The sequence below is a fragment of the Ideonella livida genome (assembly GCF_010499455.1).
Lineage (GTDB): Bacteria > Pseudomonadota > Gammaproteobacteria > Burkholderiales > Burkholderiaceae_C > Ideonella > Ideonella livida.
Genome location: NZ_JAAGOH010000002.1, coordinates 290,946 through 315,998 on the forward strand (window position 1 = coordinate 290,946; position 25,053 = coordinate 315,998).

Below are 25,053 nucleotides of genomic sequence, written 5' to 3' on the forward strand. Positions count from 1 at the left end.
GAAGGCGCGAGCACGCCATGACCGATTCCAAACCCACCCAAGCCCCCAAGACCGACGCCCCCGCCTCGGATCTGCGCGCCACGCTGAACCTGCCCGACACCCCCTTCCCCATGCGTGGGGACCTGCCCAAGCGCGAACCCGCGTGGGTGCAGGACTGGAACAGCCAGGACCTCTACCTGAAGCTGCGCGAGGCCCGCAAAGGCGCACCGCTGTTCGTGCTGCACGATGGCCCGCCCTATGCCAACGGCAAGCTGCACATCGGCCATGCGCTCAACAAGGTGCTCAAGGACATGATCGTCAAGAGCCGCCAGCTGGGCGGCTTTGACGCGCAATACATCCCCGGCTGGGACTGTCACGGTCTGCCCATCGAGAACGCCATCGAAAAGCTGCACGGCCGCAACCTCGGCCGTGACGCCATGCAGGCCAAGAGCCGCGCCTACGCCACCGAACAGATCGAGCAGCAGCGCGAAGACTTCAAGCGCCTGGGCGTGCTGGGCGACTGGGAACGCCCCTACCGCACCATGGACCCGGCCAACGAGGCCGGCCAGATCCGCGCCTTCAAGCGCGTGATCGAGCGCGGCTTTGTCTACCGCGGCCTCAAGCCGGTGTACTGGTGCTTTGACTGCGGCTCCAGCCTGGCCGAGTTCGAGATCGAGTACGCCGACAAGCAGAGCGATACCCTGGACGTGGCCTTTGAGGCCGATGACGCCGCTGCCCTGGCGCGCGCCTTCGGCCTGACCACACTGCCGGAGTCCCTGGCTTCGGGCGGCAAGAAGGCCTTTGCCGTCATCTGGACCACCACTGCCTGGACCATCCCTGCCAACCAGGCCCTGAACGCCCACCCCGAGCTGGACTACGCGCTGGTCGACACGCCGCGCGGCCTGCTGCTGCTGGCCCAGAGCCTGGTGGACAAGTGCCTGGAGCGCTTCGGCCTCACCGGCGAGGTCATCGCCACCGCCAAGGGCGAGGCCCTGCGCGGCCTGGTCTTCCGCCACCCGCTGCATGACACGGTCAGCGCCGAGGAAGGCGGCAAGTACAGCTACCAGCGCAAGAGCCCGCTCTACCTGGCTGACTATGTGACGGCCAGCGACGGCACCGGCATCGTGCACTCGGCCCCAGCCTACGGCGTGGACGACTTCAACTCCTGCGTGGCGCATGGGCTGAAGTACGACGACATCCTCAACCCGGTGCAGGGCAACGGCGTCTACGCCGACGAGCTGCCCTTCTTTGGCGGCCAGCACATCTGGAAGGCCGTGCCGCGCATCTTGGAAGTGCTGGCGCAGAGCGACCGCCTCTTCGCCACCCAGAAGATCACCCACAGCTACCCGCACTGCTGGCGTCACAAGACGCCGGTGATCTACCGCGCCGCCGCCCAATGGTTTGTGCGCATGGACGAGGGCGAAGGGGTCTTCACCCAGGACAAGGCCCCCAAGACCCTGCGCCAGCTGGCCCTGGAGGCCATCGACCACACTGCCTTCTACCCCGAGAGCGGCCGCGCCCGCCTGCGCGACATGATCGCCAACCGGCCGGACTGGTGCATCTCGCGCCAGCGCAGCTGGGGCGTGCCGGTGCCCTTCTTCCTGCACAAGGACTCGGGTGAGCTGCATCCGCGCACCATGGCCATCCTCGACCAGGCGGCCGACATCGTGGAGCGCGGCGGCATCGAGGCCTGGAGCCGTGTCACGCCCGAGGAGATCCTGGGCGCCGAAGACGCGGTGCACTACACCAAGAGCACCGACATCCTGGAGGTGTGGTTCGACTCCGGCTCCACCTTCTGGCATGTGCTGGGCCACCGCACCGGCAGCCACGCCAAGAACTATCCCAACGGTGCCTGCCATGCCGAAGGCCCCGAGGCCGACCTGTACCTGGAAGGCCATGACCAGCACCGCGGCTGGTTCCACAGCTCGCTGCTGCTGGGCTGCGCCATCTACGGCCGCGCGCCCTACAAGGGCCTCTTGACCCACGGCTTTGCCACCGACGGCCAGGGCCGCAAGATGAGCAAGAGCCTGGGCAACACCGTCGAGCCGCAGTCGGTCACCAGCAAGCTGGGCGCCGAGATCGTGCGCCTGTGGGTGGCCGCCACCGACTACTCGGGCGACCTGAACATCGACGACAAGATCCTGGCCCGCGTGGTGGACGCCTACCGGCGCGTGCGCAACACCCTGCGCTTCCTGCTGGCCAACGTGTCGGACTTCAACCCCGCCACCGACGCCGTGCCCCTGGCCGAGATGCTGGAGATCGACCGCTGGGCCCTGGCCCGCGCGGGTGAACTGCAGGCCGACATCCTGCGCCACTACGACGCCTACGAGTTCCACCCGGTGGTGGGCAAGCTGCAGGTGTTCTGCTCCGAAGACCTGGGCGCCTTCTACCTCGACGTGCTCAAGGACCGGCTCTACACCACCGCGCCCAAGAGCTTGGCCCGCCGCAGCGCCCAGACCGCCCTGTGGCAGATCAGCCACGCCATGCTGCGCTGGATGGCGCCCTTCCTCAGCTTCACCGCCGAGGAAGCCTGGCCCGTGCTGGCCGGCAGCGCCAACCGCGGCTCCATCTTCATGGAGACCTACTGGCCGTTCACTTCGCCGGATGAGGCGCTGCTGGCCAAGTGGGCGCGCATCCGCGCCATCCGGGAGCTGGCCAACAAGGAGATCGAGGCGGTGCGCGGCACCGGCGCCGTCGGCGCCTCGCTGCAGGCCACGCTGGCCATCACCGCCGGCCCGGACGACGCAGCCCTGCTGCGCAGCCTGGGCGAGGACCTGAAGTTCGTCACCATCACCTCCGCCGCGACGGTGGTGGACGGCGAGCATCTGGCCATCACCGTCACCCCCAGCACCGCCCCCAAGTGCGAACGCTGCTGGCACTACCGCGAGGATGTGGGCGCCCACGGCGACCACCCCACGCTGTGTGGCCGCTGCGTCAGCAACCTGCACGGCGACGGGGAAGCCCGCCACATCGCCTGACCTCAAGCCCATGGCCACACCCAGCAACGCCAGCACCGTCACGATGAGCCGAACCGCCGCCCCCCGTCCCCGTGCCCCGCGCCGCTCCGGCGGTTCCTCCTCCGGTGCGGGCATGGGGGTCTGGCTGGGCCTGGCCGCCGTGCTGGTGCTGCTGGACCAGTTCACCAAGGTCCTGATCCTGGGCCACTTCCAGCTGGGTGACAGCGTCACCGTCACCTCGTTTTTCAACGTGGTGCGGGTGCACAACCCGGGCGCGGCCTTCTCCTTCCTGGCAGACGCCTCAGGCTGGCAGCGTTGGTTCTTCACCGGGCTGGCGGTCGTGGCTTCGGGCTTCATCGTCTGGATGCTCAAGAAGCACCCCGGCCAGACGCTGTTCTGCCTGGCCATCAGCCTGATCCTGGGGGGCGCCATCGGCAACGTGATCGACCGGGTGCTCTACGGTTACGTGGTGGACTTCGTGCAGTTGCACTACGGCGGCTGGGCCTTCCCGGCCTTCAATGTGGCCGACTCGGCCATCACCGGCGGCGCCATCGGCCTGATCTGGGACGAGCTGCGCCGCGTGCGCAAGGGCGCCTGAGCGCCCGCCGGCTACCCTCCGGGGCCGGATCACGGCGCGGGCTCCTACACTGGCCCGATGCTGAGCGACGTCCTGGCCTCCACCCGCGATCTGGGCCGCCTGGCCGAGATCGCCGGCATCCTCATCCGGCACGGCCTGGGCGACGCGGTGCGCCGCCTGGGCCTGGCCGACGCCTTGGCCGCCGCCGGCCACACCCTGCATTGGCCACATGCCGCCGACCTGGCGCGCCTGCCCCCGCCGGTGCAACTGCGCCGGGCGCTGGAGGAACTGGGCCCCACCTTCGTCAAGTTCGGCCAGATCCTGGCCGGTCGGGCCGATCTGCTGCCACCCGAGACTTTGCACGAGCTGGAGCAGCTCCAGACGCGGGTGCCGGCCCTGCCGCTGGTCGAACTGCTGCCCCAGCTTTGTGAAGACCTGGGCGGTGAGCCCGGCACCGTCTTCGCCCACTTCGACCCCCAGCCCCTGGCCGCCGGCAGCATCGCCCAGGTACACCGCGCCCGCCTGCCTGATGGCACCGAGGTGGTGGTCAAGATCCGCCGGCCCGGCATCGAGCCGGTGATCGAGGCCGATCTGCGCCTGCTCGAACGCCTGGCCGGCCTGGCCGAGCAGCGCCTGCCCGCGCTGGCGCCCTACCGGCCTCAGGCCCTGGTGCGCGAATTTGGCCGCTCACTGCGGCGGGAGCTGGACCTGGCCCAGGAAGGCCGCCACGCCGAACGCATGGCCGCCAACCTGGCGCCCCTGGGCTTCGTGCGCATCCCCCGGGTGCACTGGCCGCTCACCGGGCCGCGGCTCCAGGTGCAGGAGCACATCCAGGGCCTCTCGGCCCAAGACGTCGGCGCCCTGGGCGCCGCCGGACTGGATCGGCGCCTGCTGGCCCGGCGCGGGGCACAGGCAGTGCTCAAGATGATCGTCGAAGACGGCTTCTTCCACGCCGACCCCCACCCGGGCAACGTCATCTACCTGCCCGGCAACCAGGTGGCCTTCATCGACTTCGGCATGGTCGGCAGGCTGAGCGCCCGTCGCCGCGGCGAGCTGCTGGACCTGCTGCTGGGCCTGGTGCAGCGCGAACCTGAACGCGTGGCCGAGGTGCTGATGGACTGGACCGGCGACGCCAGCGGCGCCCGGCCAGCGGCACTGGAGGCCGAGATCGAGGACTTTGTGGACGAGCACCACGGCACCCCGCTGGCCCAGCTGGACCTGGGCCGGATGCTGGGACAGATCACCCAGATCCTGCGGCACCACCAACTGGCCCTGCCGGCCGACCTGGCCCTGCTCATCAAGGCCTTCATCACCCTGGAGGGTCTGGGCCGGGCCCTGGACCCGGACTTCAACATGGCCAGCGCTGCCCTGCCCCAGCTGCGCCGGCAATTGCGCGCCGGCTACCAACCCGCAGCCCTGGCGCGCCAGGGCTGGCAGGGCCTGCTGGGCTTGGGGCGGCAGCTGCGGCGCCTGCCCGCCGATCTCGGACGCCTGCTGCGGCGGGCCCGCCACGGGCGGCTGGCCGTGGCGGTGGAGGTGCCGCACCTGCAGACCCTGGGCCGCCAACTCGACCGGGCGGCCAGCCGCCTGTCGCTGGCACTGGTCACTGCGGCACTGATCATCGGCTCCTCCATCGCCATGACGGTGCAGGGCGGCCCGACCCTCTGGGGCCTGCCGGCTTTCGGGCTGCTGGGCTTCCTGGGCGCGGTGATGGGCGGCATGTGGCTGCTGCATGCCATCGCCCGCGACGGCCGCCGCGCCGAGACCGACACCGAACCGCACGGCCGTCCCCCCGACAGGTTCCAGGATTGAAGGCGAGGGCAAGGCGTCCGGCACCGCGGTCGTTCCGTCAGAGCCCCTTGTCCCGGCAGGGCCTCCGGATCAACCCTCTGGCGCCCCTGGGCCTGCTGGTTGACATTGCGCAAGCAGGACGGCGTCGCCGGCCTGCCGCACCAGGAGGTCGATCCCATGCAGGTCCAGCCGCTTCCCGAGTCCCCGGCGCCCCTGACCGCCGAAACGGCCGGGCAGACCACCGCCCACGCCACGGCCTTCGACATCCGCCTGCGCCCGCTGGGCTGGGACCGACCGCTGCAGTGGCTGCAGCAAGGCTGGGCAGACTTCCGGCGCTGCCCCGCCCTGGGCCTGTTCTACGGGGCCTGTTTTGTGGTGATGGGCTGGGGCCTGTTGGCGGTCTTCCAGCACGCACCAGCCTATACCCTGGCCCTGTCGGCGGGCTTCCTGCTCATGGGTCCCTTTCTGTGCCTGGGTCTGTATGACGCCAGCCTGCGCCTGGAGCGGGGGGAGACGCCGCGCCTGGCCCAGTCCCTGGTGGCCTGGAACCGGCGCACCGGCACCCTGGCCATCTTCGGCTTCGTGCTGCTGGTCATGGAAATGCTCTGGGGCCGCGCCGCCCTGGTGGTCTTCGCCGTCAGCTTTGATGGCATGCCCGATTTCAAGGGCTCGCTCATGGCCCTGCTGGACCCGGAGAACCTGGGCTTCATCGTCGCCTACATCGTGGTGGGTGGGGTCTTCGCCGGGCTCATCTTCGCCATCAGCGTCATCAGCATGCCCATGATCCTGCACCGGCAGACCGACGCCATCACGGCCGGCCTGACCAGCATGCGCCTGGTGCTGACGCAAACCGGCGTCATGCTGTGGTGGGGCGCGCTGCTGACCTTGTTGACCGTGCTGGCCCTGCTGCCGGGTTTTCTCGGCCTGCTGGTGGTTGGCCCGGTGCTGGGCCATGCCAGCTGGCATGCCTACCGCGACGCGGTCATCGACGAGCCCGGGAGCCAGGCCCCGGCCTAGCGGGCCCGGGGCCGCCCCGTGCGGTCATTCGGCCGCACGCCTCAGGGTGCTGATGACCGGCCGCCCCAGCACCTCGCGCAGGCTCCACCAGCCCGCCGCCCAGGCCAGAAACGCCCCCGCCACCACCCCCACGGCCACCGCCCACAGCGGTGCGGTCCACGGAAACTCGAACACCCAGCGGGTCAGCGCCCAGCCCACCACCAGGGCGCAGGCCGTGGCCAGGCCGCCGGCCAGGCCGCCCACCAGCAGCAGCTCCACGCGTTGCACCCGGCCCAGCAGCTGGCTGGAGGCGCCGCAGGCCCGCATCACCGCGTACTCGTGGGCACGGGCCTCGCGCGTGGCGCTGACAGAAGCAAAGAGCACCACCGCGCCGGCAGCCACGGTGAAGTAGAAGAGGTACTCCACCGCCCGCACCACCTGGTCCAGCACCCGCTGCACCTGGGCCAGCGACGCCGACACGTCCACATTGGTCACGTTGGGATAGTCGCGCAGCAGCTGGTTGTCCCAGCCGGCGCGCTCAGGCGCACGGAAGGCGGTCATGTAGGTCACGGGCAGGTCGTCCAGCCGGGCGCGCGGCACCATGACGAAGAAGTTGGCCCGCAGCGAGCCCCACTCGACCTTGCGCAGGCTGGTGATGCGGCCCGCCAGCGGCTGACCGGCCACCTCGAAGACCATCTGATCGCCCAGCTTGAGCCCCAGCCGCTCGGCAAAGCCGGCCTCCACGCTGAAGGCGTCGGGCTCCTCGGCCTGCCACTGGCCAGCCACCACCGGGTTGTGCCCGGGCACCACCGCACTGTGGCTGAGGTTGAGCTCCCGCTCGGCCGAGCGGCGGGCCTCGGGGCGCCCCGCCAGGGCCTGGTCCACCGGCACGCCGTTGAGGGTCAGCAGCCGGCCGCGGAACATGGGGTACCAGTCGTAGCCCTGCACGCCAGCACCATCCAGCCGCTGGCGGAAGGCCTCGGCCTGGTCGGGCTGGATGTTGATGACAAAACGGTTGGGCGCATCCTGCGGCGTGGCCTGGCGCCAGCTGTTGATGAGGTCGGTGCGCAGCAGCACCAGCAGGGCCAGGGCCATCAGCCCCACCGCCAGTGAAGCCACCTGCAGCACGGCATAGGCCGGCCGGGCGGTGAGCTGGCGCACGGCCAGCGTCCACCAGGCGGGCTGCCGCGCCTCCGACAGGCTGGCCCGCAGGGCCTTGACGCCCACCCAGGCCAGCACCGCAAACAGCAGCACCGCCAGCGCGAAGCCACCCACCGCCACCGCCCCCAGCACCAGGTCCCGCGAGGCCGCCAGCAGCAGCAGGCCGAAAGCCAGTGCGCCGGTCAGCAGCACACCGGCCGAGGCCGGCCGCACCGCGCCCAAATCACGCCGCAGCACCCGCAGGGGCGGCACCTGGGCCATCTGGAAGACCGTGGGCAGGCCAAAGCCCAACAACAGCACCTGACCCACGCCCAGGCCGAACAGGGCGGGCCACCACCCCGGGGGCGGCAGATCCGGCGGCACAAAGTCGGCCAGCAGGCGCAGGAACAGCCCGTGCAGGCCCAGGCCCACCGCCACGCCCACCCCACCGGCCAGCAGGCCCATGCCGACAAACTCCAGGGCCAGCGCCGCGGCAATGCGCCGCCGTGGCAGGCCCAGCACCCGCAGCAGGGCGGCATCGTCCAGGTGGCGCTGGGCAAAGTCGCGCGCGGCAATGGCCACCGCCACCGCCGCCAGCAAGGCGGCCAGCAAAGCCACCAGATGCAGGAACTTGTCGGCCCGCTCCAGGGTCTGCCGCATCTCCGGGCGCCCCTGGGAGAGGGTCTCCAGGCGGATCCCACGCTCGCCCGTGGCCTCCAGCCGGCCCCGTGCCCAGGCGGCGTAGCGGCTCACAGCCTGTGCCTGGTCGGCCCGGCCGGACACCGCCAGGCGCCAAGTCACCCGGCTGGCTGGCTGCACCAGACCGGTGGCGGGCAGGTCCCGGGCATGGAGCATGACCCGCGGCGCAAAGCTCAGGAAGCCGGCCCCGCGGTCAGGCTCCAGGTGGAGAAGACGGGCGATGCGCAGACGCGCCTCACCCAACTCCAGCATGTCGCCGGCCTGCAGGCCCAGCAGCTCGGGCAAGCCGGCATCCACGAACACCGTGCCCGGCTGCGGCCCCTGCCCCACCGCCTCCTGGAGCCCCTGGGCCGAGGCCGAGACCGTCAGCCGGCCACGCAGCGGATAGGCGTCATCCACCGCCTTGACGGCCACCAGCCGGGTGGCGCCGCCCTGGGCATCGGGCGCCCGGGCCATGCTGGGAAAGACCGCGGAGACCGAGACGGTCAGCCCGGACTGCCGGGCCTGGGCCAGGTACTCCTCAGGCACAGGATGGTCGCTGTTGACGACCACGTCGCCACCGAGCAGCTGCGCGGCATCACGCTGCAGCCCGGACTGCAACCGGTCGGCGAAGAAGCCCACCGAGGTCAACGCCGCCACGGCCAGCAGCACCGCCACCCACAGCAGGCGCAATTCACCGGCCCTGAAATCCCGCAGCGCCTGCTGGCCCGCCAAGCGCCAGACGGACATCGAACTCTGCATCGTCACCCCTGTTGGCATGTCTTGCTGCCCGCACGGTAGCCGAAAAGTGGGGGGCGCCGATGACGCGGGGGCTTGCCGGGGGCCCGCCCGGGACCGAACACTTCATTCAACGCCACCGAATGCCGACCCGCTGCCGCGGTGCTGCAATCCTCTTCATGAACACCGTTGCTCCCCTCCCCCTGCCCAGCCTCTACATTTCGCACGGCTCGCCCATGACGGCCCTGGAGCCCGGTGAAGCCGGTGCCGCCTGGCAGGCCCTGGGGCCGGCCCTGGACCGGCTGCACGGCCGCCCGCGGGCCATCGTGGTGGCCTCCGCCCATTCACTCACCCGGGAGCCGGTGGTGCTGGGCGCCGCCCGCCAGGAGACGGTGCATGACTTCTACGGCTTTCCCGATGCGCTTTACCAGCTGCGCTACGACACCGCCGGCTCCCCGGCGGTGGCCGCGCGCGTGGCGGCGCTGATCCGCGCAGCCGGCCTGCCCGTGCATGAGCTGGACGAGGGCGGCATGGACCATGGGGTGTGGACCCCGCTGCGCAGCATGTACCCGGAGGCCGACATCCCGGTGGTGCCGCTGGCCTGGCCGCCCAACTGGACGCCGGCCCAGTTGCTGGCCCTGGGCCAGGCGCTGGCGCCGCTGCGCCACGAGGGCGTGCTGGTCATCGGCAGCGGCGCCATTACCCACAACCTGCGACTGTGGGCCGGCGGCCGGGGCGACCCGGACCAGGCGGAGTGGCCGCAGTGCGCCGAGTTCAGGGGCTGGATCGAGGAACGCAGCCGCACCCATGACTGGGACGCGCTGCTGGACTACCGCCGGCAGGCGCCCCACGCGGTGATGATGCACCCGACCGACGAGCACTTCGTGCCCTTCTACATCGCCGCCGGTGCGGCCGGCTCCACCCAGGCCCCGGCCGCCCGGGTACACGCCAGTGTGACCTGGGGCCACCTGGGCATGGACATCTACGCCTTTGGCGAGGGTGCCCAGGCGCTGCAGTCGGCCCTGGAAACCGGCGCGGCAGCCGTCGTCTGAAGGCCGCGGGCCCGAGCCCGCGGCGAGACAGGCTCAAAGCAGCACGATGTCGTACTGCTCGGGGTTCATGCCGGGCTCGGCCATCAGGGAGATGGGCTTGCCGATGAAGGCGGAGAGGTCGGCCAGGTGGCCGCTCTCCTCGTCCAGCAGCATCTCCACCACCGCGGCGCTGGCCACCACACGAAACTCCTTGGGGTCGAACTGCCGTGCCTCGCGCAGGATCTCGCGCAACACCTCATAGCAGACGGTGCGGGCGGTCTTGACCTGACCCCGGCCGTCGCAGGTGGGGCAAGGCAGGCAGAGCATGTGGGCCAGGCTCTCGCGGGTGCGCTTGCGGGTCATCTCCACCAGGCCGAGCTGGGTGAAACCGCTGACCGTGGTCTTGGTGCGGTCGCGCCCCAGCTGCTTGCGGAACTCCTGCAGCACGGCTTGGCGGTGCTCGTCGCGGGCCATGTCGATGAAGTCGACGATGATGATGCCGCCCAGGTTGCGCAGCCGCAGCTGCCGGGCGATGGCCAGCGCCGCCTCCAGGTTGGTCTTGAAGATCGTGTCGTCAAAATTGCGCGCACCGACGAAGCCACCGGTATTGACGTCGATGGTGGTCAGCGCCTCGGTCTGGTCGACGATCAGGTAGCCACCGCTCTTGAGGTCGACCCGCCGCGCCAGGGCCCGGGAGATCTCCTCCTCGACGTTGTATAGGTCGAAGATCGGGCGCTCGCCCTTGTAGTGCAGCAGCTTGGCCAACGAGGTGGGCGTGTAGGCCTGACCGAACTCGGTCAGGCGCTCGAACTGCAGCCGCGAATCGATGCGGATGGTCTGGGTCTGCTCGCTGGCCATGTCGCGCAGCACCCGTTCGACCAGGCTCAGGTCCTGGTGCAGCAGGCTGCCGGCGGGACGAGCCACCGCCAGCTGCCGGATCTGCGACCAGGTCTTGCGCAGGTAGGCGATGTCGTCGGCCAGTTCGGGGTCGCTGGCCTCTTCCGCGTTGGTGCGCAGGATGAAGCCGCCGCCGCCGCCGTCCTCGGGCCGACCCACCAGGGCCTGCATGCGCTGGCGCAGCTGCTCGCGGGTCTCCACCGAGCCGATCTTCTGGGAGATGCCGATGTGGTTGTCCTGCGGCAGGAACACCAGCATGCGGCCCGCGATGCTGATCTGGGTGGAAAGGCGTGCGCCCTTGGTGCCGATGGGGTCCTTGATGACCTGGACCATGAGCGTCTGGCCCTCAAAGACCTGACGCTCGATGGGCACCGGGGGCTGGCCCTCGTGGCGGGCGGCCGGGCCCGGATGGGTGTGCAGGTCTGCCACATGCAGGAAGGCGGCACGCTCGAGCCCGATGTCGATGAAGGCGCTCTGCATGCCCGGCAGCACCCGGGCGACCTTGCCCAGGTAGATGTTGCCCACCAGGCCGCGCTCCAGGGCGCGTTCGATGTGCAGCTCCTGCACCGCGCCGTTCTCGATGATGGCGACGCGGGTCTCCTGCGGAGCCCAGTTGATGAGGATGTCGTGCATGTCGCTCGACCGCCACCGGCAGGACAGCGGCGGCGGCCTCCAGGGCCGGTGGCGCTAGGGCAGCACGCCGGCGTCGCGCAGCAGCTGGGTCGTCTCGTAAAGGGGCAAACCCATGATACCGGAGTAGCTTCCGCGGATCGTCGGGATCCACCCGGCCAGGCTGCTCTGGATGGCGTAGGCGCCGGCCTTGCCAAAAGGTTCACCACTGGCCACGTAGGCGTGCAGCACCTCCTCGGGCACGGCGGCGAAATCGACGCTGGAGCGGCTCAGCGCCAGCCGGGCCTGGCCACCGGCCTGCAGGGCCACGGCGGTGAACACCTCGTGGGTCTGTCCGCTGAGCAGGCGCAGGGTGCGCAGGGCATCGGCGGCATCGGCAGGTTTGCCCAGGATGCGGTCGCCCAGTGCCACCGTGGTGTCGGCGCACAGCACCGGCGCCTCAGGCAGGCCGCGGCACTGGCGGCGCGCACAGGCGGCCTCCAGCTTGGCCAGGGTGACACGGCGCACATAGACCTCGGGCGGCTCGCCCGGGCGCTCGGCCTCCAGGGCCTCGGCGTCCTCCTGCGGCCCCGGCAGCAAGGTCTGCGGGCTCAGGCCGAGCTGGGCCAGCAGCTGCAGGCGGCGCGGGCTTTGCGAGGCCAGGTAGAGGACCGGGGGCACCGGCGCGGCACCGGCGTCGGCGAGCGACGGCACGGGCGGGGGGAGCAAGGGAGCGGACATGGCCGCGATTGTGCCCAGCGCCCGGGCACGGGCGCCGACCGCGCCGCTCACTCCCGGTGGTAGGGGTGCCCGTTGCGCAGTGACCAGGCGCGGTAGAGCGCCTCGGCCAGGAACACCCGCACGAAGGCATGCGGCAGGGTGAGGTCGGACAGGCGCAGGGTTTCGTCGGCCGTGGCCTTGAGGGCCGGATCCAGGCCGTCGGGCCCGCCCACCAAGAAGACCAGGTCCCGGCCATCGCCCAACCAGAACTCCAGCCGCCGCGCCAGCTCGGTGGTGGTCATGCGGGTGCCACGCTCGTCGAGCACCACCCGGCGCGCGCCCTTGGGCACCGCGGCCTCCAAGCGCACAGCCTCGGCGGCCATGAGCTGCTCGGCGGACTTGCCGCCGCGCGGCTCGGCCTTGACGGCCTTGAGCAGCAGCGGCAGCTCGGCAGGGAAGCGCTTGGCAAAGTCTTCGTAGGCCAGGTCCGCCCAGGCGGGCTGCTTCTGGCCCACGGCGGCGATCAGCAGTCGCACGTCGGGTCCCGGGACTCAGCCGCTCAGGCGGCAGGTTTGCGGGCCGGGGTCTTGCGGGGCGCGGCCTTGCGGGCGGGTGCCGCCGGCGCCGCGGCGGCGCTGGACACGCCGCCGGTGGTGCGCTTGCGGGCCGGCTTGGGCGCGGCGGGCTTCTCGACCGGCTTGTCCTGCGGCTCCACGCCCTTGGCCGCACGGCTGGCGGACTTGGGGGCGGTCGCCGGCTTGGCCGCGGGCTTGATCGCCGGCTTGCGGCGGCTGCTGGCCCCGTCGGCCTTGACGATCAGGGTGCCGACAACCGGCGGCTCGACGGGCTTGGCCCGGCGGGTGGTCTTGCGCGGTGCCTTGGCCGCGGGGGCGTCGACCTCGGCCGCAGCCTTCTTGCGGGCCGGGGCCTTGGCGGGCTTGGCACCGGCCAGGGCGGCTTGACCGGCCTCGGTGTCGGCCGTGGCGGTGCGGCGCACGCGGGTCTTGGCAGGCTTGGGCGTGGACGGCACGTCCTCGTCCTCATCCTCCTCGGCGGCCTCGGCCTTGACCAGGCCGGTCTTGCCGCCGCCGATCTTCATCTTCACCGCCTTGCCACCCCAGATCTCCTCCAGGTGGTAGTACTGGCGGATGGCGGGCTGCATGATGTGGCACACGGCCTGGCCGCAGTCCACGATGATCCATTCGCCGTTGTCCTCGCCTTCCATGCGGGGCACCGGGGCGCCGATGGCCTTGACGGCCTCGCGCACGCTGGAGGCCAGGGCCTTGGTCTGCCGGTTGCTGTTGCCCGAGGCAATGATGACCCGCTCGAACAGCGAGGACAGGTGGGTGGTGTTGAAGACGACGATGTCCTGCGCCTTGACGTCTTCAAGGCCATCGACGATGGCGCGTTGCAGCTTGCGAATGTCCATGGGGTGACCGGGTGCGATCCCGGTGGTGTTGGGCCTTGTGGCCGGTGCCGATCAGGCCCGGCGGCGGTAGAGGCCGTGTTGGTCGAGGTAGTGTGCCACCGCGGGGCCGACGAGGTCGATCACAGACCGACCCTCGGCCAGTTCTTCACGGATCTGGGTGGCACTCAGATCCGTGCGCGGCAGCGGCAGCGCCACCACGGGAAAGCGGGGAATGGGCAGCAGCGGGTCTGCCTGGGGCGATTGTCCCTCACGCGCCGCCACGGCGAGGTGGACCCGGTCCACCAGCTCGGCCGCACGGTGCCAGGTGTGCAGCCGGGCCAGCTGGTCCTGGCCGATGATGAGCCACAACTCGGCCCCGGGCCGCTCGGCCGCCAGGGTCAGCACGGTGTCCAGGGTGTAGCTGGGCCCCTGGCGCCGCAGCTCGCGCGTGTCGAGCTCAAAGCCGGGCTCGTCCCGGATCAGGGCCTGCACCATGGCCGCACGGTGCTCGCCGGGCGCCAACTGGCCCGCCGGCTTCTGCCACGGGGCGCCGGCGGGCAGCCACAGCAGGCGGTCGAGCCCCAGGTGGTCGCGGGCCAGCCGCGCCAGGGCCAGATGGGCCTGGTGCGGCGGGTTGAAGCTGCCCCCGAAGAGTCCGAGTCGCATGGGCCGGTGCCGCTGGCAGGCCAGGCTCAGGCTGCGGCCACCGGGCCGTCGGCCCAGTCGCGCGGCCGCAGGAAGTCGGTGTAGAGCCGGGCCTCGGGCGTGCCCGGCTCGGGGGCCCAGTCGTAGCGCCAGTGGACCACCGGCGGCATCGACATCAGGATGGCTTCGGTGCGTCCGCCGGACTGCAGGCCGAAGAGGGTGCCCCGGTCGAAGACGAGGTTGAACTCGACGTAACGGCCGCGCCGGTAGCCCTGGAAGCCACGCTCGCGCTCACCGTAGGGCGTGTCACGACGGCGCTCGGCAATGGGCAGGTAGGCGCCCAGGAAGGCGTCGCCCACGGCCCGGGTCATGGCAAAGCTCTCCTCGAAGCCCAGCTCGTTGAAGTCGTCAAAGAAGATGCCGCCGACGCCCCGGGGCTCCTGGCGGTGCTTGAGGTAGAAGTACTCGTCGCACCAGGGCTTGAAGCGCGCGTGCAGGCCGGGCCAGGGCGCCAGCGCCTGGCGGCAGGCCTGGTGGAAATGCACCGCATCCTCTTCGAAGCCGTAGTAGGGCGTCAGGTCCATGCCACCGCCGAACCACACCACCGGCTCACGTCCGGCCGGCAGGGCGGCGAAGCAGCGCACATTCATGTGCACCGTGGGCACATAGGGGTTGCGCGGGTGGAAGACCAGGGACACGCCCATGGCCTCGAAGGGCGCGCCCGCCAGCTCCGGCCGGTGGGCGGTGGCCGAGGGTGGCAGGGCCTTGCCCTTGACGTGGCTGAAGTTGCAGCCACCACGCTCAAGCAGCCCGCCGTTCTCGATCAGGCGGGTGATGCCGTCACCCTCCAGACGGCCGCCGGGCTCCCGGGTCCAGGCGTCGGTCAGGAAGGGCTGGCCGTCCAGGGTCTCGGCCCCGGCGACGATGCGCCGCTGCAGGTCGAGGAAATAGGCACGCAGGGCCTGGGTGTCCATCAGGGGGTCTCCGAAGGCGGTTTGAGCCTCACCGGGCCGGCCAGATCGGGCCGGGCGCCATGGGCGCGGCGGGCGTAGTAGTCGGCCAGGGCGGCCATGTCAGCGTCACGGTCGCCGCTGAGCACCACGAAGCGCTCCACGCCGACCTCGCGCTTGGCGTAGTCAAAGAAGGCCAGCCCCACCGGCACGCCGGAAGCGTGGGCCACGGGATAGAAGCCGCTCTTCCAGTGCTCCACCCGGCTGCGTGTGCCCTCGGGGGCCAGGGCCAGCCAGAGGAACCGGTCCTCGGCGCGGGCTTCACGGAATCGCACGGCCATGTCGGCGGCGATGCCCCGGGCACCGCTGCGGTCCACGGGGATGCCGCCCACCCAGCGCATCCAGCGACCCAGCAGCGGCACGCGGAACAGGCTGTCCTTGCCCCAGAAGTGCGCCGGGACGCCCATGGCCCACTTGGCCAGGATGCCGACGATGAAGTCCCAGTTGGAGGTGTGCGGGTAGGCCACCAGCACGCCCTGCCGGGCGGGCAGTCCGTCCCAGACCAGGGTCCAGCCCGCCAGGCGCAGTGCGGCACGCGCCAGGGTGCTTCCGCGCAGCTGGACCGGGCGCTCCTGCAGCAGGCGCGGCCCGGTGCCGGGCTCAGCGCTTGATGGCACGGTGGCCGATGTCGTTACGCCAGTGGGCGCCCTGGAACTGGATGCGGTGGAGCACCTCGTAGGCCCGGGCCTGAGCGGTCTTGGCAGAGTCACCCAGCGCCGTCACGCAGAGGACACGCCCGCCCACCACCGTGGTCTGACCGTCGATCAAGGCGGTGCCGGCGTGGAAGACCATGGCGTCGTCGGCCTCCGTGGTGGGCAGACCGCTGATCACCGCCCCCTTGCGGGGGGCCATGGGATAGCCCTCGGCGGCCATCACCACGCCCAGGGCAAAGCGGCGGTCCCACTGCAATTCGACCTGGTCGAGCGTGCCGTCGGTGGCGTGCAGCAGCACGTCCACCAGGTCGCTCTTCAGGCGCATCAGGATGGGCTGGGTCTCGGGATCACCCATGCGGGTGTTGAACTCCAGCGTCTTGACCTTGCCCTCGGGATCGATCATCAGCCCGGCGTAGAGGAAGCCGGTGAACGGGATGCCGTCCTTGGCCATGCCCTGGATGGTGGGCATGATGATCTCGCGCATGGCGCGGGCATGCACATCGGGCGTGACCACCGGAGCGGGCGAGTAGGCGCCCATGCCGCCGGTGTTGGGGCCGGTGTCGCCATCGCCCACGCGCTTGTGGTCCTGGCTGGTGGCCAGCGCCAGCACGTTCTTGCCATCGCACAGCACGATGAAGCTGGCTTCCTCGCCCTGCAGGAACTGCTCGATCACCACCCGGGCGCCGCCGCTGTTGTGCACCACACCCAGGGTGTTGTCCTCCAGCATGAAGCGCACAGCCTCATGGGCTTCCTCGGCGGTCATGGCCACCACCACGCCCTTGCCGGCGGCCAGGCCATCGGCCTTGACCACGATGGGGGCGCCCACCTGGTCGATGAAGGCGTGGGCGGCCGTGGCGTCGGTGAAGGTCTCGTAGGCGGCCGTCGGGATGTGGTGCCGCTTCATGAAGTCCTTGGCGAAGGCCTTGGAGCTCTCCAACTGGGCCGCCGCCTTGGTCGGGCCGAAGATGCGCAGGCCTCGCGAGCGGAACACGTCCACCACGCCTTGGGACAGCGGCGCCTCGGGGCCCACCACGGTGAGCGCGATCTTCTCGGCCTGGGCAAAGTCGGCCAGGGCCGAGGGATCGGAGAGGACCACATTGGTCAGGCGCTTGTCCAGCGCGGTGCCGCCGTTGCCGGGCGCCACAAAGACGCGATGGACCTTGGGGCTCTGCGAGAGTTTCCAAGCCAGGGCGTGCTCACGGCCGCCCGAACCGATGACGAGGATGTTCATTCCTGGATGTCCGCGTTGTGGTAGACGTTCTGCGTGTCGTCCAGATCTTCCAGCATGTCCAGCAGCTTCTGCATGCGTGCGGCGTCATCGCCTGTCAGGGCGATGGTGTTCTCGGCACGCATGGTGACCTCGGCCACCTCGGCCTCCAGGCCGGCGGCCTTGAGGGCATCGCGCACAGCCTCGAAGTCGGCCGGTGCCGTCAGCACCTCGAAGGAGCCGTCGTCGTGGGTGACCACGTCGTCAGCGCCGGCCTCCAGCGCAGCCTCCATCAGCTTGTCCTCGGAGGAGCCGGGGGCAAACAGCAACTGCCCGCAGTGCTTGAACTGGAAGGCCACCGAGCCTTCCGTGCCCAGGTTGCCGCCGCATTTGCTGAAAGCGTGGCGCACTTCGGCCACGGTGCGCACGCGGTTGTCGGTCATCGTGTCGACGATGATGGCCGCGCCGCCGATGCCATAGCCCTCGTAGCGGATTTCCTCGTAGGTCACCCCTTCGAGGTTGCCCGTGGCCTTGTCCACGTTGCGCTTGATGTTGTCCGCGGGCATGTTGGCGGCCTTGGCCTTGTCGATGGCCAGCCGCAGGCGCGGGTTCATGTTGATGTCACCGCCACCCTGGCGGGCGGCGACGATGATTTCGCGGGTGATGCGGGTCCAGACCTTGCCGCGCTTCTCGTCCTGCCGGCCTTTGCGGTGCTGGATGTTGGCCCATTTGGAATGACCAGCCATGGTGTTCTGCTCCTGCTGCCGCAGCACAGCGGCCGGGCATGGGTGGGTAGGTAGGTTCTTGGATAGACTGCAATTTTACTGGGCGAGCCGGACCTGCCTGGCCAAAGGCATTGCGCCCGTGGCCACACGGCAGCTGTGCGGACCCCTTCTCCCTGTTGCCCCACCCGCTGAGACCCCCCATGGCCGAGCCCCTGCTTCTTGGACAACACGGCAGCACCCAGGTGCATCTGCTGCCCCAGCTGGCCAACCGCCACGGCCTGATCACTGGCGCCACCGGCACCGGCAAGACCATCACCCTGCAGCAGCTGGCCGAAAGCTTCTCGCAGATCGGTGTGCCGGTGTTCATGGCCGACGTCAAGGGCGACCTGACCGGTGTGACCCAGCCCGGCCGTGTCAGCCCCAAGCTGGCGGCCACCCTGCAGGAGCGCGGCCTGCCACAGCCCGATCCCGTCACCTGCCCGGCCACGCTGTGGGACGTGTTTGGCGAACAGGGCCACCCGGTGCGTGCCACCGTCAGCGACCTGGGCCCGCTGCTGCTGGCCCGCATGCTGGCGCTCAACGAAACCCAGCAGGGCGTGCTGAACCTGGTGTTCAAGATCGCCGACGACCAGGGCCTCTTGCTGCTGGACCTGAAGGACCTGCGGGCCATGCTGCAGCACGTGGGCGACAACGCGGCCGAGTTCACCACCGAATACGGCAATGTCAGCGCCGCCAGCATCGGTGCCATCCAGCGCGGGCTGCTGCAGATTGAGCAGCAGGGCGGCGACCGCTTCTTCGGCGAGCCCATGCTCGACATCGCCGACTTCATGCAGACGGTGGACGGCAAGGGCGTGATCAACATCCTGGCGGCCGAGAAGCTGATGGCGGCGCCGCGCCTGTACGCGACCTTCCTGCTGTGGATGCTCTCGGAGCTGTTCGAGACCTTGCCCGAGGTGGGGGACCTGGACAAGCCCAAGCTGGTGTTCTTCTTCGACGAGGCCCACCTGCTGTTCAAGGACGCACCGGCCGTGCTGGTCGAGCGCATCGAGCTGGTGGTGCGCCTGGTGCGTTCCAAGGGTGTGGGCGTGTACTTCGTGACCCAGAACCCGCTGGACGTGCCCGACACCATCCTGGGCCAGCTGGGCAACCGGGTGCAGCACGCGCTGCGCGCCTTCACCCCGCGCGACCAGAAGGCGGTCAAGTCGGCCGCCGAGACCATGCGCGCCAACCCCGCCCTGGACCTGGCCACCGCCATCACCGAGCTGGGCGTGGGCGAGGCCCTGGTGAGCTGCCTGGACGACAAGGGGCGACCCTGCGTGACGCAGCGGGTGTGGATGCGTCCGCCCGGCAGCCAGATCGGCCCCATCAGCCCCGAGCAGCGGCAGGCCTTGCGCCAGGACTCGCTGGTGGCCGGCGTCTATGAGCAGGTGGTGGACCGGGAGTCTGCCTACGAGAAGCTCAAGGGCCGGGCCGTCCACAGCGGTGAGCTGGCTGCCCAGGCCCGCGGGGCCGCACGCGAGCAGGCCCAGGGCGCCGCCGAGGAAGCCGGCGGTGGCCTGATGGGCGGTCTGGGTGAGCTGCTGTTCGGCAGCACCGGCCCGCGGGGCGGCCAGCGTGACGGCCTGGCCCAGGTGCTGATCCGCTCCACGGTGCGCACCGTGGGCTCCGCCGTGGGCCGCGAGATCGTCCGCGGCGTGCTGGGCTCCCTGCTGGGCGGCAGCAGCGGTGGCGGACGCCGCCGGCGTTGACGGGGACCTGACCGGGCGCCCACCCCGGTTCGCACCGGGCTGTCGCAACAGCAAGGGTTAACCCCGACCACGGGACGGCACCTGCCTTGACCCCCATCAGCCGGAGGTGCCCCCCGGCTCTCCATGATCCCTGCCCCACAGCAAGCACCGCCTGGGGCGGACGAGGAGAACCGATGGGAATCACGTGGACGACCGACCTCAACACCGGCATCGAGGTCATCGACAACCAGCACCGGCGCATCGTCGAGTACATCAACCAGCTGGAGCAGGCGGCGCTGCGGCGCGACATGCCCTCGGTGGGCCGGGTGTTGGAGGACCTGGTGGACTACACCCAGTCCCACTTCGCGTTCGAGGAAAGCCTGCAGGAGGAAGTGGGCTACCAGTACGCCAAGCCGCATAAGGCGGTGCATGAGATGTTCATCAAACGCGTCAGCGGCTACCAGCAGCGCCACGCCGCCGGGGAGAACGTCATCGAGGCGCTGCACACCATGCTGAGCACCTGGTTGATCCACCACATCAAGCGCGACGACATGGCGTATGTGCGGGAGGTGGGGGTCAAGGCCCAGGCGGCCACCCAGCCCACACAGACCGGTGGCTGGCTGGGGCGCTCACTCAAGCGCTTCTTCGGCTGATCCTGTCGCCGGCGGGCCGTTCCCAGGCCCGCCGGCGGCTGCAGCTCGCGCCGCGGCAGCGCCGGTTCACGCCGAAAACGCCCACCTCATCGCGGCCCGCTCGCGGTGGCCACAGGCCACGCCCACACTGGCGTCCATGCCCTGTCCCCACCGCCCCAAGGAGCCCGCGATGTCTGACTTCACCCCCACAGGCCGGCGTCACGCCACCACCCTGCTGCTCATCGGCTTGCTGGTCGGCGCCGCGCCCGCCTGGGCGCAGGCGCCCACGGCCGCACCGGCGGTGCCGTCGGCCTCAGCCGCACCGGCCGCCACGCCCCTGAGCCCGGCGCTGAGTACCGCCTTCGGCCAGTTCCAGCGGGCCGCCGAGGGCGACAAGGAGGCGATGGAAGCCGCCGCCGAGGCCCTGGCGGCCGCCCTGCGCCAGCAGCCCGCCAACCTGACCCTCCTGGCCTATGCAGGCGCCTCGCAGACCATGCTGGCCAACACCACGATGCTGCCCTGGAAGAAGATGCGCTTTGCCGACGACGGCCTGGCGCAGCTGGACAAGGCGCTGGCCCAGCTGAACGCCGCCCACGAGGCCCCGGACCTGCGTGGCGTGCCCACGGTGCTGGAGGTCAAGCTCCTGGCCGCCAACACCTTCCTGGCGGTGCCGGGCTTCTTCAACCGCAGCGAGCGCGGCGCCCGCCTGCTCCATGAAGTGCTGCGCAACCCCCTGTTGGCCAGCGCGCCGGCCAGCTTCAAGGAGTCGGTGGCCGCCGCACAGAAGCGCCACGCCGACAAGCTGGGCCGCTGAACCCACCGCCCCAGACCCGGGGCGGCCCCGCCACCCGCGGCCCCCATCCGGCCCCCCCCTGAATTGAAAGCTGCCATGACCGCCAATTTCCCTGTGCTGCGCCTGCGCGGCCTGCACAAGACCTACCAGCTCGGCACCCACCGGGTGCCCGCCCTGCGCGGCGTGAACCTGGACGTGCTGCCCGGCGAGATGCTGGCCTTGACCGGTCCCTCCGGCAGCGGCAAGAGCACCCTCCTCAACCTGGCCGGCCTGATCGACCAGGCCGATGCAGGGGACATCGACTTCCACGGCCAGTCCGTCCAGGGCCTGTCCGAGGCGGCGCTCACGCTGCTGCGGCGCGAGTCCATCGGCTTCATCTTCCAGAGCTTCAACCTGGTGCCGGTGATGACCGTGGCCGACAACGTGGACTTCCCGCTGTTCCTGGCCGGCGTGCCCCTGGCCGAGCGCCAGGCCCGCGTGGCCCAGGCGCTCGACGGCGTGGGGCTGGCCGAGTTCGCCCACCACCGCCCGGACGCGCTGTCTGGCGGCCAGCGCCAACGTGTGGCCGTGGCCCGCGCCCTGGTCAAGCGGCCCCGCCTGGTCATCGCCGACGAACCCACCGCCAGCCTGGACTCCCACACCGCCGAGCAGGTGCTGGACCTGATGCGCGAGCGCTGCCATGCCGAGGGCGCCGCCTTCCTGATCGCCACGCACGACCACCGGGTGGTGCGCCGCTGCGACCGTGTCATCACCCTGCTGGACGGCCAAATCGCCGACCGCGCTGAAGAAAGCCTCGTCGCATGATCGCCACCCTCTTCTCCCCGGCCTGGCTGCGCTTTGCCTGGCTCAACACCCTGCGCAACCGCCGGCGCTCGGCCGTCACGGTCAGCATCGCCGCCCTGGGCACCGCCGCCGTGCTGCTGGCCGGGGGCTTTGCCCTGTCCACCTACCAGGCGCTGGCCGAGGCTTCAGCCCGCACCACCGGCCACCTCATCGTGGGCCAGCCCGCCCTGTTTGAACGCGAGGAAGACACGCCCATGGAACTGGGCCTGTCGGATGTGGACACCCTCAAGGCCCAGCTCCTGGCCGACCCGGCGGTGCGCAGCGTGCTGCCCCGGGTGGATTTCAACGGCCTGATCAGCAACGGCGACAAGTCCACGGTGATGATCGCCGCCGGCATCGACCCGGACGCCGAGTTCGCCGTCAAGGGCCCTTTCCTCAGCGTCAAGGCCGGGCAGGTGCTGGCCGGCGACGACCGCGCCCAGGTCATGCTGGGCGTGGACCTGGCCAAGTCCTTGAAGGCCAGCCCCGGCAGCGGCCTGACCCTGCTGGTCAGCACCAGCGAAGGTGCCATGAACGCGCTGGATGTGACCGTCAAGGGCGTGTTCTCCACCGGCGTGCCCGACATCGACAAGCGCCTGGTCTACACCGACGTGACCACCGCCCAGCAGCTGCTGGTGACGCAGAAGGTCTCCCGCCTGGGCGTGTTCCTCCACCGCATGGACGACACCAACCCGGCGCACGACCGCCTGCAGGCGGCACTGCCCCAGCTCAAGCTTCGCACCTGGCAGGAAGAGGCGGTGTTCTACCGCAGCGTCAAGGACCTCTACAACCGCATCTTCGGCGCCCTGGGCCTGATCATCGCCGTCATCGTGGTCTTCGTCGTGGCCAACGCCATGGCCATGGCCATCATCGAACGCACCCGGGAAGTGGGCACCCTGCGCGCCATGGGCACCCAGCCCGGCCAGCTGGTGGGCAGCTTCGCCCTGGAGGGCATGGTGCTGGGCGGCGTGGGCGCCGCAGGCGGCGCGCTCCTCGCCCTGGCGGTGGCCATCGGCCTGCTGGTGTTTCCGGTGCAGATGCCGCCGCCACCCGGCCGCTCTGAAGGCTACCCGCTGATCATCGCCATCGAGCCGCTGATGTACGCCATCACCGTCTCCGGCATGGTGGCCCTGGCCATGCTGGCCGCGGCCTGGGTGGCGCGCCGCACCGTCACCCGCCCGGTGGTGGACGCTCTGGCCCATGTCTGACATCCCCACGCACGGAATTCCTGCCATGTCCCTCCATCACGCCATGCCCCGACTGGTGGGCACCCTCGCCCTGGCGGGTGCCTGCGTTGCGGCCCCGATCGCTCAGGCCGCCCCGGATGCCACCACCCTGGTGCGCCACGCCGATGACTACCGCACCGGCCAGACCCACCTGCAGGTGGAGACCCGCGTCACCACCGTGGGGCGCGACGGCCAGGCCGACAAGGAGCGCCTCTACACCGTCTTCGTCACCGACCAGCGCCGCGCCCTGGTGCTGATGAAGAGCCCGGCCGATGCGGGCCAGAAAGTGCTGATGCTGGCCGACGACTTCTGGCTGCTGATGCCAGGGAGCCAGCGCCCCATGCGCATCACCGCCTCGCAGAAGCTGCTGGGCGACGCCTCCACCGGCGACATCGCCACCATGAGCTGGTCGGAGGACTACGCCGCCACCCTGGTGGGTGAAGAGACCTGCCTGCCCGACGCCGAGGCCGGCGCCAACCCGCGGCGCTGCCTGCACCTGAGCCTGCAGGCCAACCGCAAAGGGGTGAGTTATGCCCGCATCGAGCTGTGGGTGGGGCTGCAGCGCCACGAGCCGGTGCGGGCCGACCTGTACGTGCACAGTGACAAGCTGGCCAAGCAGGCGCGCTTCACCCTCGACAAGGCCGGCAAGCAGGTGGAGGAGATGCAGCTCCAGGACCAGCTCTCCCACCACAAGCTCACCCGCATCCAGTACCTGGCCCGCCACGCCCGACAAGTGCCCGACACCTGGCTCAACCCCATGTTCCTGGCCCGCAACCCCAGCCTGGAATGAGGACCGACATGCCACGCCACCTTCCCCTGTGCCTCATCTTGGCCACGCTGGCGGTCTGGCCCGCAGCACGCGCCCAGAGTCAGGCCCTGAGCCTGGGCGGTGAGCTGCGCCTGCTGGCCACCGACCGCCAAGCCGCGGCCGCCGGCCCGCTGGCGGCCGCCCACGCCCTGCAGCCGACACGGGAAGACACCCCGCCCTCCAGCGCCGCCGTGGAGGCTGAAGTCACGGCCCGGTGGCGGGGCCTTCAGGCCCAACTGCTGCTGCAGCACGAGCGCCCCACGGGCGGGCCGGGGCACAGCCAAGCCCGGTTCAATGAACTGCATGCCAGTGCCGACCTGGGCCCCTGGCAGCTCAGCGCCGGCCGCAAGGTGGTGAGCTGGGACGTGGGCTACGCCTTTCGCCCCAATGACATGGTGCAGCAAGAGCAGCGGCGCGGCCTGCTGGGCACCGCGCCTCAAGGCCAGCCCTTGTTGCAGGCCGAATGGTTCGGCGCCGACCAGGCCCTCAGCCTGGTCTGGGCCCACCCCCGCACCGAAGCCGCCCAGGCCCCCCGCGAGGGTACCGCCGAACAGGCCCTGGCCCTGCGCGCCTACCAACGCCTGGGCGCGGCCGACCTTTATGCTTTCGCCCGCCAGGGCCATGACCTGGGCGCCGCGGCTGGCCTGGCCGCCAGCTGGGTGCCGGGCGAGGCGCTGGAACTGCACGCCAGCGCCCGCTGGCAGGCCCATCACCGCGCCTGGCAGTTCAGCGGCATGGCCCCTGAAACCTTGGCCACCGCCAGCCCCTGGCGCCTGGCACGCCACGGCAGCGCAGGCCAGCTGCTGCTGGGCGGCCAGTGGACCGGCGCCGCCGGCCAAAGCCTGATGGCCGAAGCCTGGCACGACGCCACCGCCCCCAGCGCCGCCCAATGGCGCGACTGGCGCGCTCGCAACGCGACCCTGACCCAGCTGCCGGCACACCTGCCCGCCTCGCTGCTGCCGGCGGTGGCCGGCAACCTGGCTTGGCAGACCGACCCCCTGTCCACCCTGGCCCTCTCCAGCCTGCAGCGCAAGAGCGTCTTCCTGCGGACCAGCTGGCAGCCGCCTGAGCTGGGCAGCGCCTGGCAATTCAGCCTGGACACCCTGATCCACCCCGACGACCACGGCCGGCTGCTCACCACCGCCGCCCAGTGGCAGGGCGACCGCTGGAAACTCAACGCCGCCTGGCGCCAGACCGGCGGCCCCCGGGACAGCGTGCTGGCCCAACTGCCCACCCGCCGCACCTTGTTGGGCGCCGCCACACTGGCGTTCTGAACGCCGCAGG

22 protein-coding genes are annotated in these 25,053 nt (G+C 70.8%); 12 read left to right on the forward strand and 10 right to left on the reverse strand.

Annotated features, from left to right (window positions below; genetic code table 11):
- Positions 1 to 17 precede the first annotated feature (17 nt).
- The 4 genes from ileS (at position 18) to G3A44_RS03265 (ending at position 6,321) form a co-directional block, all read left to right on the forward strand.
- Positions 18 to 2,957: an isoleucine--tRNA ligase gene (gene ileS / locus G3A44_RS03250; protein WP_163456048.1), complete on the forward strand. Its 2,940-nt coding sequence runs from the start codon at positions 18 to 20 to the stop codon at positions 2,955 to 2,957.
- A gap of 112 nt (positions 2,958 to 3,069) precedes the next feature.
- Positions 3,070 to 3,534, forward strand: a complete 465-nt coding sequence (lspA, locus tag G3A44_RS03255) for a signal peptidase II (RefSeq protein ID WP_239061686.1) — start codon at positions 3,070 to 3,072, stop codon at positions 3,532 to 3,534.
- A gap of 57 nt (positions 3,535 to 3,591) precedes the next feature.
- On the forward strand, positions 3,592 to 5,325 hold the full coding sequence (locus G3A44_RS03260) for an ABC1 kinase family protein (protein WP_163456049.1): 1,734 nt from the start codon (positions 3,592 to 3,594) through the stop codon (positions 5,323 to 5,325).
- A 99-nt stretch (positions 5,326 to 5,424) separates the two neighbouring features.
- Positions 5,425 to 6,321 (forward strand): DUF2189 domain-containing protein, encoded by an 897-nt coding sequence (locus tag G3A44_RS03265; protein WP_239061669.1) that lies wholly within the window; start codon positions 5,425 to 5,427, stop codon positions 6,319 to 6,321.
- Positions 6,322 to 6,345: 24 nt separating this feature from the next.
- On the opposite strand, the gene G3A44_RS03270 is transcribed toward G3A44_RS03265, so the two are convergent.
- Positions 6,346 to 8,880 (reverse strand): ABC transporter permease, encoded by a 2,535-nt coding sequence (locus G3A44_RS03270; RefSeq protein WP_239061670.1) that lies wholly within the window; start codon positions 8,878 to 8,880, stop codon positions 6,346 to 6,348.
- Between the two features lie 155 nt (positions 8,881 to 9,035).
- Here G3A44_RS03270 and G3A44_RS03275 point away from each other — a divergent pair, with 155 nt between their 5' ends.
- Positions 9,036 to 9,908 carry a DODA-type extradiol aromatic ring-opening family dioxygenase gene (locus tag G3A44_RS03275; protein ID WP_163456050.1) on the forward strand — a complete coding sequence of 291 codons (873 nt, stop codon included), beginning with the start codon at positions 9,036 to 9,038 and terminating at the stop codon, positions 9,906 to 9,908.
- 33 nt (positions 9,909 to 9,941) lie between these two features.
- On the opposite strand, the gene rng is transcribed toward G3A44_RS03275, so the two are convergent.
- From rng to G3A44_RS03320, 9 genes are read right to left on the reverse strand one after another with little or no spacing between them, the layout of a single operon-like run.
- On the reverse strand, positions 9,942 to 11,417 hold the full coding sequence (gene rng, locus G3A44_RS03280; protein WP_163456051.1) for a ribonuclease G: 1,476 nt from the start codon (positions 11,415 to 11,417) through the stop codon (positions 9,942 to 9,944).
- Between the two features lie 54 nt (positions 11,418 to 11,471).
- Entirely contained in the window at positions 11,472 to 12,134 is a 663-nt protein-coding gene (locus tag G3A44_RS03285) for a Maf family protein (RefSeq protein WP_203561264.1), read from the reverse strand.
- A gap of 47 nt (positions 12,135 to 12,181) precedes the next feature.
- A complete protein-coding gene (gene rlmH, locus G3A44_RS03290) occupies positions 12,182 to 12,649 on the reverse strand; it encodes a 23S rRNA (pseudouridine(1915)-N(3))-methyltransferase RlmH (protein WP_163456052.1) in 468 nt (155 codons plus the stop codon).
- Between the two features lie 23 nt (positions 12,650 to 12,672).
- Positions 12,673 to 13,542 (reverse strand): ribosome silencing factor, encoded by an 870-nt coding sequence (rsfS, locus tag G3A44_RS03295; RefSeq protein WP_163456053.1) that lies wholly within the window; start codon positions 13,540 to 13,542, stop codon positions 12,673 to 12,675.
- A gap of 51 nt (positions 13,543 to 13,593) precedes the next feature.
- Positions 13,594 to 14,187 (reverse strand): nicotinate (nicotinamide) nucleotide adenylyltransferase, encoded by a 594-nt coding sequence (nadD, locus tag G3A44_RS03300; RefSeq protein WP_163456054.1) that lies wholly within the window; start codon positions 14,185 to 14,187, stop codon positions 13,594 to 13,596.
- A gap of 26 nt (positions 14,188 to 14,213) precedes the next feature.
- Positions 14,214 to 15,143, reverse strand: a complete 930-nt coding sequence (hemF, locus tag G3A44_RS03305) for an oxygen-dependent coproporphyrinogen oxidase (protein WP_163456103.1) — start codon at positions 15,141 to 15,143, stop codon at positions 14,214 to 14,216.
- Positions 15,140 to 15,793: a 1-acyl-sn-glycerol-3-phosphate acyltransferase gene (locus G3A44_RS03310; protein ID WP_203561265.1), complete on the reverse strand. Its 654-nt coding sequence runs from the start codon at positions 15,791 to 15,793 to the stop codon at positions 15,140 to 15,142. Before G3A44_RS03310 ends, hemF begins: the two co-directional genes overlap by 4 nt.
- Positions 15,777 to 17,060 carry a phosphoribosylamine--glycine ligase gene (gene purD, locus G3A44_RS03315; protein WP_163456055.1) on the reverse strand — a complete coding sequence of 428 codons (1,284 nt, stop codon included), beginning with the start codon at positions 17,058 to 17,060 and terminating at the stop codon, positions 15,777 to 15,779. Before purD ends, G3A44_RS03310 begins: the two co-directional genes overlap by 17 nt.
- A complete protein-coding gene (locus tag G3A44_RS03320) occupies positions 17,057 to 17,782 on the reverse strand; it encodes a YebC/PmpR family DNA-binding transcriptional regulator (protein ID WP_163456056.1) in 726 nt (241 codons plus the stop codon). The genes purD and G3A44_RS03320 overlap by 4 nt, the downstream gene beginning before the upstream one ends.
- A 179-nt stretch (positions 17,783 to 17,961) precedes the next feature.
- On the opposite strand from G3A44_RS03320, the gene G3A44_RS03325 reads away from it, so the two are divergent.
- The 7 genes from G3A44_RS03325 (at position 17,962) to G3A44_RS03355 (ending at position 25,043) form a co-directional block, all read left to right on the forward strand.
- Positions 17,962 to 19,509, forward strand: a complete 1,548-nt coding sequence (locus G3A44_RS03325; RefSeq protein WP_163456057.1) for a helicase HerA-like domain-containing protein — start codon at positions 17,962 to 17,964, stop codon at positions 19,507 to 19,509.
- Between the two features lie 173 nt (positions 19,510 to 19,682).
- Positions 19,683 to 20,141 (forward strand): bacteriohemerythrin, encoded by a 459-nt coding sequence (locus G3A44_RS03330; protein WP_163456058.1) that lies wholly within the window; start codon positions 19,683 to 19,685, stop codon positions 20,139 to 20,141.
- Positions 20,142 to 20,310: 169 nt separating this feature from the next.
- The gene (locus G3A44_RS03335; protein ID WP_163456059.1) at positions 20,311 to 20,934 is read left to right on the forward strand and encodes a hypothetical protein; all 624 of its coding nucleotides are present in this window, start codon (positions 20,311 to 20,313) and stop codon (positions 20,932 to 20,934) included.
- Positions 20,935 to 21,009: 75 nt separating this feature from the next.
- Complete coding sequence (locus tag G3A44_RS03340) at positions 21,010 to 21,717, forward strand: ABC transporter ATP-binding protein (protein ID WP_163456060.1); 708 nt, start codon at positions 21,010 to 21,012, stop codon at positions 21,715 to 21,717.
- Positions 21,714 to 22,943, forward strand: a complete 1,230-nt coding sequence (locus tag G3A44_RS03345) for an ABC transporter permease (RefSeq protein ID WP_163456061.1) — start codon at positions 21,714 to 21,716, stop codon at positions 22,941 to 22,943. The genes G3A44_RS03340 and G3A44_RS03345 overlap by 4 nt, the downstream gene beginning before the upstream one ends.
- 25 nt (positions 22,944 to 22,968) lie before the next feature.
- Complete coding sequence (locus G3A44_RS03350; RefSeq protein WP_163456062.1) at positions 22,969 to 23,751, forward strand: outer membrane lipoprotein-sorting protein; 783 nt, start codon at positions 22,969 to 22,971, stop codon at positions 23,749 to 23,751.
- A gap of 8 nt (positions 23,752 to 23,759) precedes the next feature.
- On the forward strand, positions 23,760 to 25,043 hold the full coding sequence (locus G3A44_RS03355) for a hypothetical protein (RefSeq protein ID WP_163456063.1): 1,284 nt from the start codon (positions 23,760 to 23,762) through the stop codon (positions 25,041 to 25,043).
- Positions 25,044 to 25,053: the final 10 nt, after the last annotated feature.